This is a genomic window from Paeniglutamicibacter kerguelensis (assembly GCF_017876535.1).
Lineage (GTDB): Bacteria > Actinomycetota > Actinomycetes > Actinomycetales > Micrococcaceae > Paeniglutamicibacter > Paeniglutamicibacter kerguelensis.
The window spans coordinates 504,165-516,330 of record NZ_JAGIOF010000001.1 but is presented as its reverse complement, the minus strand read 5'-3'; the positions used below and the strand labels follow the sequence as shown (position 1 = coordinate 516,330).

The 12,166-nt window shown below is 67.6% G+C and carries 9 protein-coding genes; 7 read left to right on the top strand and 2 right to left on the bottom strand.

Annotation, left to right across the window (positions count from 1 at the left end):
- Window positions 1-215: 215 nt before the first annotated feature.
- Window positions 216-1,622 carry an NAD(P)H-quinone dehydrogenase gene (locus JOF47_RS02325; RefSeq protein ID WP_209995709.1) on the bottom strand — a complete coding sequence of 469 codons (1,407 nt, stop codon included), beginning with the start codon at window positions 1,620-1,622 and terminating at the stop codon, window positions 216-218.
- A 170-nt stretch (window positions 1,623-1,792) separates the two neighbouring features.
- Here JOF47_RS02325 and JOF47_RS02320 point away from each other — a divergent pair, with 170 nt between their 5' ends.
- From JOF47_RS02320 to JOF47_RS02300, 5 genes are all read left to right on the top strand, one after another.
- Complete coding sequence (locus JOF47_RS02320) at window positions 1,793-2,602, top strand: purine-nucleoside phosphorylase (RefSeq protein WP_209995707.1); 810 nt, start codon at window positions 1,793-1,795, stop codon at window positions 2,600-2,602.
- 105 nt (window positions 2,603-2,707) lie between these two features.
- Complete coding sequence (locus JOF47_RS02315; RefSeq protein WP_209995705.1) at window positions 2,708-4,453, top strand: phospho-sugar mutase; 1,746 nt, start codon at window positions 2,708-2,710, stop codon at window positions 4,451-4,453.
- A gap of 85 nt (window positions 4,454-4,538) precedes the next feature.
- Window positions 4,539-5,228 carry a deoxyribose-phosphate aldolase gene (deoC, locus tag JOF47_RS02310; protein WP_209995703.1) on the top strand — a complete coding sequence of 230 codons (690 nt, stop codon included), beginning with the start codon at window positions 4,539-4,541 and terminating at the stop codon, window positions 5,226-5,228.
- Between the two features lie 45 nt (window positions 5,229-5,273).
- Window positions 5,274-5,519, top strand: a complete 246-nt coding sequence (locus tag JOF47_RS02305; RefSeq protein ID WP_209995702.1) for a hypothetical protein — start codon at window positions 5,274-5,276, stop codon at window positions 5,517-5,519.
- A gap of 245 nt (window positions 5,520-5,764) precedes the next feature.
- Window positions 5,765-6,193, top strand: coding sequence for a universal stress protein (locus JOF47_RS02300; protein WP_209995701.1), 429 nt, complete (start codon window positions 5,765-5,767; stop codon window positions 6,191-6,193).
- Window positions 6,194-6,280: 87 nt separating this feature from the next.
- On the opposite strand, the gene mfd is transcribed toward JOF47_RS02300, so the two are convergent.
- Complete coding sequence (gene mfd, locus JOF47_RS02295; RefSeq protein WP_209995700.1) at window positions 6,281-9,895, bottom strand: transcription-repair coupling factor; 3,615 nt, start codon at window positions 9,893-9,895, stop codon at window positions 6,281-6,283.
- Window positions 9,896-10,068: 173 nt separating this feature from the next.
- Between mfd and JOF47_RS02290 the strand changes: the two genes are divergently transcribed.
- Together JOF47_RS02290 and nhaA are read left to right on the top strand one after the other, a co-directional pair.
- Window positions 10,069-10,566 carry a DUF2505 domain-containing protein gene (locus JOF47_RS02290; RefSeq protein WP_209995699.1) on the top strand — a complete coding sequence of 166 codons (498 nt, stop codon included), beginning with the start codon at window positions 10,069-10,071 and terminating at the stop codon, window positions 10,564-10,566.
- Window positions 10,567-10,835: 269 nt separating this feature from the next.
- Window positions 10,836-12,164: a Na+/H+ antiporter NhaA gene (gene nhaA / locus JOF47_RS02285; RefSeq protein WP_209995698.1), complete on the top strand. Its 1,329-nt coding sequence runs from the start codon at window positions 10,836-10,838 to the stop codon at window positions 12,162-12,164.
- Window positions 12,165-12,166 lie beyond the last annotated feature (2 nt).

Below are 12,166 nucleotides of genomic sequence, written 5' to 3'. Positions count from 1 at the left end.
GACTGTGTCCAATATGTGGACACTTCGGATCGCCCGGACGATGCTTCTTGCCCAACATTGAGGGGCAGGTCACAGCCTCAATGCGAGGACGTCCCCGAACTCCCGGGAATGACAAAGGCGGGCCCGCGGCAAACGCGATGGTTTGCTGCGGGCCCGCCTTCGGGGTCCGACATTTGCCCGTCGCCGGCCTCACGGCCGCAGACGGGTTTCTCCGGCTACAGGTGGACGTGAAGTCGGCGCGAGGCCTCGGAAATCGATCCGGAAAGCGACGGGTACACGGTGAACGTCTCGGCCACGTCGTCGACGTGCAGCTTGTTGTGAACGGCCAGCGCGATCGAGAAGATCAGCTCGGAGGCGCGCGGGGCGACCACGACGCCGCCGATGACGGTTCCCGAGCCGCGGCGCGAAATGATCTTCACGAAGCCCTGGTTGATGTTCATCATCTTGGCCCGCGCATTGGTGGCAAGGTCGAGCTTGATGATGTCGGCCTGGTACTTGCCCTCGGCGACCATCCGCTCGCTCACGCCGACGGTGGCGATCTCCGGGGAGGTGAAGATGTTGGAAGAGACCTCGTTGAGCTTCAACGGCTTGACGGAGTCGCCCAACAGGTGGGCCATGGCAATGCGGCCCTGCATCGCGGCAACCGAGGCCAGCGCGAACACGCCGGTGCAGTCGCCCGCGGCGTAGACGTTGGTGGCGGTGGTGCGCGAGACGCCATCGACCTTGATGTGGCCGGATTCGGTGAGCTTCACTCCCGCCTCCTCCAGGCCGATGCCCTCGGTGTTCGGGATCGAGCCGACCGCCACCAGGCAGTGGCTTCCCTCGATGACCCGGCCGTCGGCCAGGGTCACGCGGACCACGTCGCCGTCGCGGACCACGGCCTCGGCGCGGGCCTGGGCCACCACGTTGACGCCGTTGCGCTTGAAGGCTTCCTCCAGCACCTCGGCGGCGTCGGCATCCTCGCCGGGGAGCACGCGGTCGCGCGAGGAGACCAGGGTGACCTTGGTGCCCAGCAGGTTGTAGGCGGAGGCGAACTCGGCACCCGTGACACCGGAACCGATGACGATCAGGTGCTCGGGAACTTCCTTCAGGTTGTAGACCTGGGTCCAGTTGAAGATGCGCTCGCCATCCGGCTTGGCGGTGGGCAGCTCGCGCGGGTGGGCGCCCACGGAGATCAGCAGCGCGTCGGCCTCGATGGTCTCGACGCTACCGTCCACGCGGGTGACCGCGACGCTCTTGGCGTCAAGCAGCCTGCCCTCGCCGATGACGACGCGCACGCCGACCCGCTCGAGGCCCACGTGGATGTCCGCGGACTGGTCCCGCGCCAGCTCCAGAAGCCGGGCGTTGACCACCGACAGGTCGGCCACGGCCGCGGTGGAAGCATCTCCGATCTTGATGCCGAACTCGCGTCCGCCGATCACGCGGCGCATGGCGTCGGCCGTGGCGATCAGCGTCTTGGACGGGACGACGTCGGTCAGGACGGCCGAGCCGCCCATGCCGGCGCGTTCGATGATGGTGACTTGCGCGCCAAGCTGAGCGCCAACCATGGCCGCCTCATAGCCGCCGGGGCCGCCACCTAGAATTACAAGCCTATGGGAACTGAAATCGTGTTGTGCACTCACGATCACTTATTCTCCCCTACCGCGGCACCAAGTGCACAACCGCCGGCGCATTGGCCGTCGGGGGAACCGGAGATCCCAGTGAAGCCGCCGTTAGGCGCTTGCCGCAGCTCACACCCGCAGCGCGGCTTTGGCGGCTGACAAGTACGGTATCCGCCGGTAAGTTTAACCTCGTGATCGATAACGCCACTGACCCCTTTGCCCTGGCCTCAGCCGCCGCCGCCAAAATCGCCGAAATTACCGGCGTACCCGCCCACGACATCGCCCTGGTGCTTGGCTCCGGATGGGGCGAGGCCGCGAACCTGATCGGCGAAACCACCCACCGCATCCCCGCCACCGAGCTGCCCGGCTTCCACGCCGCCGCCGTGCCCGGCCACGTCGGCACCATCTCCTCCGTGTTGACCGGCGACAACAAGCGCGTGCTGGTGCTCGGCGCACGCACCCACTTCTACGAGGGCAAGGGCGTGCGCGCCGTCGTCCACGGCGTGCGCACCGCCGCCGCCGCCGGCGCCAAGACCCTGGTGCTCACCAACGGCTGCGGCGGGTTGAACCCGGCCTGGGCCCCCGGCACCCCGGTGCTGATCTCCGACCACCTCAACCTCACCGCGGCCTCCCCGCTGGAGGGCGCCACGTTCGTGGACCTGACCGACCTGTACTCCCCGCGCATCCGCGGCCTCGCCCGCCTGGTCGACCCGACCCTGGACGAGGGCGTGTACGCGCAGTTCACCGGCCCGCACTACGAGACCCCCGCCGAGGTCCGGTACGCCAGGGTGATCGGCGCCGACCTGGTCGGCATGTCCACCGCACTGGAGGCCATCGCCGCACGCCACGCCGGCATGGAGGTCTTCGGCATCTCGCTGGTCACCAACCTGGCCGCGGGCATCTCCGACACCGCCCTGAGCCACGAGGAAGTCATCGAGGCCGGCGCCGCCGCCGGCCCGCGCATCTCCGCACTGCTGGCCGACATCGTCGCCAAGCTCTAGCAAAATCCGGCCCCGGGTGGTCGCGGCGCCCAACGGCGCGCCCCGACCACCCGGACCGCATTGCCTTCGTTCCTTTCTCCCCCAACCGACCTAAGGACCCGCCCCATGAGCCAAAACCTCCACCACACCGAGTTGCTGGATCGCGCAGCGGCCTGGGCGGACCAGGATCCCGACGCGCAGACGCAGGCACAACTGCGCGGCCTGTGCTGGCGCGTGCGCGCCGGGGAAGCCGAGGCGCTGGAGGAACTGGAAGACAGGTTCGCGGGGAACCTCGCCTTCGGCACGGCGGGCCTGCGCGCCGAGCTGGGCGCCGGCCCCAACCGGATGAACTCCATGGTGGTGCGCCGCACCGCCGCGGGCATCGGGCGCTTCCTGGTCGAACGCGCAGCGGGAAGCTACGTCCCCAGCGCGGTGGTCGGGTTCGACGCCAGGCACAACTCGGACAAGTTCGCCCGCGAATCCGCCGCGATCCTCACCGCGGCCGGCGTGCGGGTGTCGCTGATGCCGCTGCCGCTGCCCACCCCGGTGCTGGCCTGGGCCGTGCGCGCACTGGACGCCGAGGCCGGCATCATGGTCACCGCCAGCCACAACCCGCCCGCCGACAACGGATACAAAGTGTACCTGGGCGGGCGCGTCGAGTCCGGCTGGGGCCGCGGCGCGCAGATCGTCACGCCCACCGACGCGCAGATCGCCGCGCTGATCGACCACGACGAGCCGATCGACGCCATCACCCTGGCCGAATCCGGCTGGGACGTGTTGCCCGGCGGCGGCGAGGCCGGAGACATCGAGGCCGCCTACCTGTCCAAGGTCACCGCGCTGCTCACCGCCCCCGGCGGCGAGGCGACCGCTGACCTGGACGCCGCGCGCGCCGGCCTGAAGATCGTGCTGACCCCGATGCACGGGGTCGGTGGGCACACCATGTCCCAGGGCTTCGCGGCCTCGGGTTTCACCCGGGTTGCCATCGTGCCCGAGCAGGAACACCCCGACCCGGAATTCCCCACCGTCGCGTTCCCCAACCCGGAGGAACCCGGCGCCATCGACCTTGCCGTGGAGCTCGCCAAGGAAACCGGTGCCGACCTGGTCATCGCCAACGACCCGGATGCCGACCGCTGCGCCGGTGCCGTGGAATTCCCCGGCACCGGCTGGCGCATGCTGCGCGGGGACGAGGTCGGCTGGCTGCTCGGCGCCCGACTGGCACCGGCTGCCGACCCTACTTCCGTCTTCGCCAACTCGATCGTCTCCTCGCGCATGCTGGCCTCCATCGCGGCGGCCAGCGGGCTGAAGCACGAACAGACGCTGACCGGCTTCAAGTGGATTTCCCGCGCCCCGCACCTGGCCTTCGGCTACGAGGAGGCCCTCGGCTACTGCGTCGCCCCGGATCTGGTGCGCGACAAGGACGGCATTTCCGCGGCCCTGCTGCTGGCCGAATACGCGGCCGAACTCAAGGCCGCGGGCTCCGGCTTCCCGCAGGTGCTCGACCAGCTGGCGCTGGCCCACGGCTTGCACCAGACCGACCAGCTCTCGGTCCGGGTCAAGGACCTTGGCCTGCTGGGCACCATGATGGATGCGCTGCGCGGCACCCCGCCGCAGTCGCTTGCCGGGGAAGCCATCGTCGAATTCGAGGACCTGGGCCTCGGTGCGCACCTGCCGCCGACCGACGGGCTGCTGTTCCTCACCGACGCCGGGACCCGGGTCATCGTGCGCCCCTCGGGCACCGAGCCCAAGCTCAAGTGCTACCTGGAGGTCATCGCGCCGGTCGCCGACGCCGCCGACCTCCCGGTCCTGCGCACGGCCGGCCGGGTCCGGCTTGAGTCCATCAAGCACGAACTTTTGCTAATGTTGCGCGCCTAGCGCATCCCGCGGATGCCTCCGGCGCCCGCACCCCCGCCCTTCCCATCCGTTCCCCCACACCAGAACCACAGGAGTAGTCCCAAGCATGAGCACCGAGCCGAACATCGAAAACATCGCCTCCTACATCGACCACACCATCCTGAATGCCGACGCCTCCCGCGCCGACATCGAGCGCATCTGCGCCGAGGCCGCCAAGTACAACTTCAAGTCGGTCTGCGTGAACCCGCTCTGGGTTTCCACGGTGACCGCCGCGCTGGCCGGCTCCGGCGTGCTGACCTGCTCGGTGATCGGCTTCCCGTTCGGTGCCACCACCACCGCATCGAAGGTCTTTGAGGCCCGCGGCGCCATCGCCGACGGCGCCAACGAGATCGACATGGTCATCAACATCGCCGCGGCGAAGGCCGGTGACGAGGCGGCACTGGTCGCCGACATTTCGGCGATCGCCGACGCCGTGCACGAGGACGGGGCCATCCTGAAGGTCATCATCGAGACGGCGCTGCTCACCGACGACGAAAAGGTGCTGGCCTGCCGAGCCTCGGTGGCTGCCGGAGCCGATTTCGTGAAGACCTCCACCGGGTTTGCCGGCGGCGGGGCAACTCTCGAGGACGTGGCCCTGATGCGCGCCACCGTGGGACCCGATCTCGGCGTCAAGGCCTCCGGCGGGGTCCGCTCGCTGGAAACCGCCCGCGCCATGATCGCCGCCGGCGCCACGAGGCTCGGATCCAGCTCCGGAGTTGCTATTGTAGAGGGTGAACAAGGCACCGAGGGGTACTAAGACGTACGCTCCCGGGCACTGAAAACAGACTCAAGGAGAATCGCTGTGTACTCGAACGGCAAGAATGTGGCTCACTCGGGCCAGGGACGCTTCGTCGGCAACTTCATTGCAACCCTGGTGTTCCTGGCAATCTTCTGCGCCGCGATCTACGCGCTGTCCTTCTGGACGCTGGAAAACGCCTGGATCCCGGGCCTCTCATGCCTCGCGCTGACCGTTCTGGCCTGGGCCGTCCCGCAGCACATCCTGGGCATGTCCGACCGCTCCCCGGCCAAGACCGCCTCGGAGCGCTAAAGCCCGGTCTTCAACCAGGGCGCGCAGTCCCCGAACCCCGCCGTCGCGGCGGATTCGGGAACCGTGCGCCCTGGTTTTTTGTGCCCTCCCGCACCCGGGGACGCCACAAACTCCACCGCCGCGGGACACGGCACAACTTTTCTACGGCTTGTAGAAAAGACCATGTGGGAACGGGTACGATGGTGCACAAGACGGATCGCCGGAGATCCGAAGAAGAGCCCCGCTTGCAGAAATGAGAGCCGTACATGGAAAACGCCCCACGCACTAAGGTCATCGTCGGAGTCGACGGATCCCCGCAGTCGATCGCAGCGCTTCGCTACGCGGCGCCGCTGTCCAAGGCACTAGGCCATGAGCTGCAGGCATTCGCATCCTGGCTGCCCCGCATTGCGCTCGAGGACTACACCCCCGAGTGGAACCCCGAGGCCGACGCGCGGGCCGCCCTCGACGAGGCCATCACCGAGGCCTTCGGCGACGACGTTCCGGAGCACCTGGAGCGCTTGGTGACCATGGGCCCCGCGGCCCCCACGCTCATCGAGGCATCCAAGGACGCGGCGATGCTGGTCATAGGAACCCGCGGCCGCGGCGGCTTCAAGGGCCTGCTGCTCGGCTCGGTCTCCAGCTCGCTGGCGGCCCACGCGCACTGCCCGGTGCTGATCCACCACGGCGACAAGTAACCATCCATCACGCAATACGCCCTTCCCGGCCACGGCCGGGAAGGGCGTATTTACGTTTCGGGCACCTACTCGGGAACCCTGCGGACGCTAGCTCTTCGCTTTCAGCGGCTCGGATTCGAAGATGTTGGACAGCACCCCGGAGACCCAGTCCAGGATCTCCTCGTCCACCAGGTCGCGCCCGCCGACCGCGGAGGTCTTGGGCTTCGGGACGAAGATCGCATCCAGCGCCGGCTTGTCGGCGGCACCCTTGTACATGCGCGCCAGGCGCAGCTGCCGAGAATCGGGCAGGTTCTCGATGGCCGCGGGGGCGAACTTGATGAAGTTGCCGACCATGCCCACGTCGGTCAGCCCCAGGGCGCGGGCGCGAATCCTGATGCGCGCGACCTCAAGCAGGTTCACCACCGGAGCCGGCGGCTGGCCGTAGCGGTCCACCAACTCGGCGTGCACCTCCGCCAGCCCCTCGAAGTCGGTCGCCGCGGCGATCTTGCGGTAGGCCTCCAGTCGCAACCGCTCCCCCGGCACGTAGTCGTGCGGCAGGTGGGCGTTGACCGGAAGCTCGATCTTCATCTCCGCCGTCTTCTCGTCGGCGTCGCCCTTGTATTCGGCCACGGCCTCGCCGACCAGGCGCAGGTACAAATCGAACCCGACCCCGGCGATGTGGCCGGACTGCTCCCCGCCCAGCAGGTTGCCGGCGCCGCGGATCTCCAGGTCCTTCATGGCCAGCTGGTAGCCGGAGCCCAGCTCGTTGTGCGCGGCCACGGCCTTGAGCCGTTCCAGCGCCACCTCGCCCAGCGGCTTCTCCGCGTTCCACAGGAAGTAGGCGTACGCGCGCTCGCGCCCGCGGCCCACGCGCCCGCGCAGCTGGTGCAGCTGCGACAGGCCGTAGTTGTCCGCCCGGTCCACGATCAGCGTGTTCGCATTCGAGATGTCCAGGCCGGTCTCGATGATCGTGGTGGAGACCAGCACGTCGAACTTCTTCTCCCAGAAGTCCTGGATGATCTTCTCCAGCCGGGACTCGCTCATCTTGCCGTGCGCCACCTCCACGCGCGCCTCGGGCACCAGTTCGCGCAACTCGGCGGCGATCGCATCGATCGAGGAAACCCGGTTGTGCACAAAGAACACCTGGCCGTCGCGCATCAGCTCGCGGCGGATCGCCGCCGAGATCTGCTTGTCGGTGCGTGGGCCCACGTAGGTGAGCACCGGGTGGCGCTCCTCCGGCGGGGTCGCCAGCGTGGAGGTCTCGCGGATGCCGGTCAGGCTCATCTCCAGGGTGCGCGGGATCGGCGTCGCGGACATGGAAAGCACGTCCACGTTGGTGCGCATCTTCTTGAGCTGCTCCTTGTGCTCGACGCCGAAGCGCTGCTCCTCGTCGACGATCACCAGCCCCAGGTCCTTGAACTGGACGGTGTCCGAGAGCAGCCGGTGGGTGCCGATGACCACGTCGACGCTCCCGTTCTTCAACCCCTCGACGATGTCCTTGGATTCCTTCGCGCTCTGGAAGCGCGAGAGCGTGCGCACGCGCACCGGGAAGCCCGAGTAGCGGTCGGTGAAGGTCTGGTGGTGCTGGGAGGCCAGCAGCGTGGTGGGCACCAGCACGGCGACCTGCTTGGAATCCTGCACGGCCTTGAACGCGGCGCGCACCGCGATCTCGGTCTTGCCGAAGCCCACGTCGCCGGAGATGAGCCGGTCCATCGGAATCTCCCGCTCCATGTCCGCCTTGACCTCGTTGATGGTGGTCAGCTGGTCCGGGGTCTCCACATAGGCGAAGGCCTCCTCCAGCTCCGACTGCCACGGGGTGTCCTTGGCGAACGAGTGCCCGCGGGAAGCCATGCGGGCGGAGTAGAGCCGGATCAGGTCCCCGGCGATCTCCTTGACGGCCTTGCGCGCCTTGGACTTGGTGCTGGCCCAGTCCGAGCCGCCCATCTTGGACAGGCTCGGCGCCTCGCCGCCGACGTAGCGGGTGACCTGGTCCAGCTGGTCGGTGGGGACAAAGAGCTTGTCCCCCGGCGCCCCGCGCTTGGACGGCGCGTATTCGAGCACCAGGTACTCGCGCTTGGCGTCGGTGCCGCCGGCAACCTTGCGGGCGATGAGTTCGACGAACTTGGCGATGCCGTGCTGTTCGTGGACCACGTAGTCGCCCTCGACCAGGGACAACGGGTCAACCGCGTTGCGCCGCTTGACCGCCATGCGCTTGGCGCCGCGCGGCGCGTACGCGCTGGAGCGGCCCAGCAGGTCGGCCTCGGTGAGCAGGCCGAGCTTCAGCGAATCGAGCACAAAGCCGCGGCCCGCCTGCGCCGTCGTGATCTCGATGAGCCCCTCGGTCGGCTCGCCCTCAAGCGAATCGATCCGGTGCGTGGGGATGTCCGCGTCGTGGAAGAGCTCGGCAAGTCGCTGCGCCGGGCCCGGCCCGTCGGTGGCGACGACCAGGCGCCAATTGTCCTTGATGCGCGAGGAAATGAACTGCATCATCTCCGCCACGTCGCCCTGGTAGCCGCGCGGCTCGCGAGCGTCGAGACGGATGGCGTCGACCTCCGGCAGAAGCTCCGTGTCACTGCCCAGGGAGGTCAGCGTCCACCAGGACACCTTCGCCTCCTGCGCGTCGAGCAGGGTCTTGGCCAGCGAGGTGAAGTTGCCGGCCTCCAGTTCATCGGCGGCGGCCTGCGCCTGCGCCTGGCTGAGGTCCAGCGGCGCGGCCCCGCCGTCGGAGGCCGTGGCCCAGGCCGCGGCGAGGAATTCGGCGTTTGTCGCTTCCAGGTCGTGGGCGCGGGCACGCACACGTTCGGGCTCCATGACCAGGGCGATGGATTCGGCGGGCAGCTGGCTCAGCAGCGGCACCATGGAATCGACCAGCAGCGGGGCCAGAGACTCCATGCCCTCCACCGCAATGCCGCCGGCGATCTTGGCCAGCATGTCGCGGGCCGCGGGCATGTGCTCCTGCAGCCTGGCGGCCTTGGACATGACGGCTGGCGTAATCAGCAGCTCGCGGCAGGGCGGGGCCTGGATCTGCACCGGCGCCTCGGAATCGAGCGAGCGCTGGTCGGCGATCGAGAAGAAGCGCATGGCCTCAATCTCGTCGCCAAAGAAGTCGATGCGCACCGGGTGCGCGTAGGTCGGCGGGAAGACGTCGAGGATGCCGCCGCGCACGGCGAACTCGCCGCGGTGGGTGACCATGTCGACCCGCGCATACGCGGCATCCGCCAGGGCCCTGACCACCGCGGAGAAAGGGTATTCGTCCCCCACCTTCAGGTCGACGGTCTCGAGTTTGCCAAGCCCCGCCACCAGGGGTTGGATGACGGCCCGGACCGGGGCAACGATGACCTTCAGGCCAGGGTCCTTCAGCTCCAGGCGGCGCAGCACGGCCAGGCGGCGTCCGACGGTGTCCGAACGCGGCGAGAGCCGTTCGTGCGGGAGCGTCTCCCAGGACGGGAACTCGGCGATTGCTTCATCGGGCAGGTAGCTGCGCAGCCCGGCGCTGAGGTCCTCGGCCTCGCGCCCGGTGGCCGTCACCGCGAGCACCACGGCTCCCGGCACCTTTGACTGCAGGGCCTCAAGCGTTTCCGCGGTGATGACCGGCCGCATGCCGGTCGGGGCGGCGATCTCCAGCTGGTTGGCCCGCGTCGCGTAGCCGGTCGCCGCGTTGGAATGCACCCTTGAAAAAGACGTGTCGGCTCGCAGTGCACTGCGCAGACCATGAAGCGCCATCGACTAGCTACCTTTCGAAAAACCGGTTCCCGCGCACAACACAACTACCCGGAATTCCATTCGAATCCCGGGGTGCGCATATCCAAGCGTACAGCTCCGACCTGTCGGCACGGGTACTCTTGGAGGCGCAAGAACGTTTGCTTTGGCCGATCTATCTATACGGAGTTTGCCTTATGGCACTTAATGCCACCACTGATCTGATGCACGCCCCCGCGGCCGTCATCGCCACATTGACCGATCGCGCATTCGCTGAACACCTGACCACCATGGTCGGTGGCGAACTGAAGAGTTTTGAGGTGGCCGGCGACGTCGCAGCAGCCTTCACCCTGACCACCGTCAGGTCCCTGCCGACCGATCGCGCGCCGGAGATTGCCCGGAAGTTCGTCGGGCAGACCGTTGAGGTCACCCAGGTCGAGTCTTGGACAGCCCCGGCCGCCGATGGTTCCCGCGATGCCACCTTGAAGGTCACCGTCGGCTCCCTGCCGGTTTCGGTCGCCGGTTCCGAATCGCTGCGCGCTAGCGCCGAGGGCTCCGCCCTGGGCATCGAAGCAACGGTTTCCTCCTCGATCCCGTTCGTTGGCGGAAAAATCGCTTCTGCGGCCGAGCCGTTCATCTCCAAGGCGCTTGCCTTGCAGGGCAACACCGTCTCCTCATGGATTGAACGCGGCTAGCCAGCGCCCACTCGGCCCGGTTTGACCACCGGAGACCGATTCCCCGGACCGGCATCTTCCAACCTCTCACTCGCGGCTGGACGGTGTCGGTCCGCCGTTTTGGGCACCCGGTTTCTTGGACCAACGGGGCCGAAAACCGGCGGCCGAAGCCGGCCCCCATGCCAAAAAATGTGCACACATCTGATTTTTTCCGATACTGTGGTCTCTGGTGTGCCGGGAAGTCTGGTCGGCGATAATTCAACGTACCCGAGAAGAATCGATGAACATCCATGAGCCAGCCTCAACCGCCCACCCCAAAACCCCGAACGGTCCTTGGCCTCGGCAGCTACTCCGAAAGCCTTCGCATTGGTGAAATCCTTCGCAAGGAAACCGTCGGCGGCATGGTGCTCATCTTCGGCGCAGTCGTCGCCCTCATCTGGGCCAATTCCCCCGCAGCGGACAGCTACTTCGCGCTTCGGGACTTCCACATCGGCTTCGAGATCGCCGGCATCGACTTGAACCTTTCGCTCGGCCACTGGGCCGCGGACGGCCTGCTGGCCGTGTTCTTCTTCCTGGTCGGGCTCGAACTGAAGAAGGAATTCGTTGCCGGCGACCTGCGCGATTTCAAACGCGCCGTCGTTCCCGTCGCCGCGGCCTTCGGCGGCGTGCTGGTCCCGGCGCTGATCTTCGTTGCCATGAATGCCTCCACCGGCGGGGAAACCCTGCGCGGCTGGGCGATTCCCACCGCCACCGACATCGCGTTTGCCGTGGCCGTCCTGGCCGTCATCGGCTCGAACTTGCCTTCACCGTTGCGCATCTTCCTGCTGACCCTGGCCGTGGTCGACGACCTCATCGCCATCGTGATCATCGCCTTCGTCTTCACCGACGACCTGCGTCCCCCATACCTGTTGATGGCCATCGTGCCGATCGCCCTCTACGCGTTCCTGACCCACCGGTGGCCCAAGTTCTTCGCTTCCAAGCGGTGGGCACCGTGGCTCATCCTGTTGCCGCTGGGTGCCGTCAGCTGGGCCTTGGTCTTCGGGTCCGGCGTGCACGCGACGATCGCCGGCGTTGTCCTTGGATTCTGCGTTCCGGTCCTGCGCAAGGACGAGCCGGAGAAGCCGGGCCTGGCCGAGAAGTTCGAGCACCGTTTCCGCCCGCTTTCTAGCGGCTTCTGCGTTCCGGTCTTCGCCTTCTTCGCGGCCGGCGTTGCCATCGGGGGCGCCAGCGGCATCGCCTCCGCGTTCGGCGACACGGTGCTCTGGGGCATCGTTTTCGGCCTGCTCTTCGGCAAGCCAATAGGCATCATGAGCGCCACCTGGCTTGTGACCCGCAGCGTCCATGCGAACCTCGACCCCGACGTCAGGTGGGGCGACCTGCTCGGCGTCACCTTCCTGGCCGGCATCGGCTTCACCGTCTCGCTGCTGGTCTCGGAATTATCGTTCGGACTCGAGTCCCCGCACTACGACCACGCCAAGGTCGCGGTCCTTCTTGCCTCACTGCTGGCCGCAATACTCGGATCCCTGTGGCTGCGTCCACGCGACCGCCGCTACCGCCTGATTGCCGAGCGCAACGCCGTGGACAAGAACCACGACGGCATCCCGGACGTCTTCCAGTAACA

Coding starts and splice junctions, on each gene's coding strand:
- JOF47_RS02315 (WP_209995705.1), top strand. CDS start 2,708: ATGAGCCAAAACCTCCACCACACCGAGTTGCTGGATCGCGCAGCGGCC.
- deoC (WP_209995703.1), top strand. CDS start 4,539: ATGAGCACCGAGCCGAACATCGAAAACATCGCCTCCTACATCGACCAC.
- JOF47_RS02300 (WP_209995701.1), top strand. CDS start 5,765: ATGGAAAACGCCCCACGCACTAAGGTCATCGTCGGAGTCGACGGATCC.
- mfd (WP_209995700.1), bottom strand. CDS start 9,895: ATGGCGCTTCATGGTCTGCGCAGTGCACTGCGAGCCGACACGTCTTTT.
- JOF47_RS02290 (WP_209995699.1), top strand. CDS start 10,069: ATGGCACTTAATGCCACCACTGATCTGATGCACGCCCCCGCGGCCGTC.
- nhaA (WP_209995698.1), top strand. CDS start 10,836: ATGAGCCAGCCTCAACCGCCCACCCCAAAACCCCGAACGGTCCTTGGC.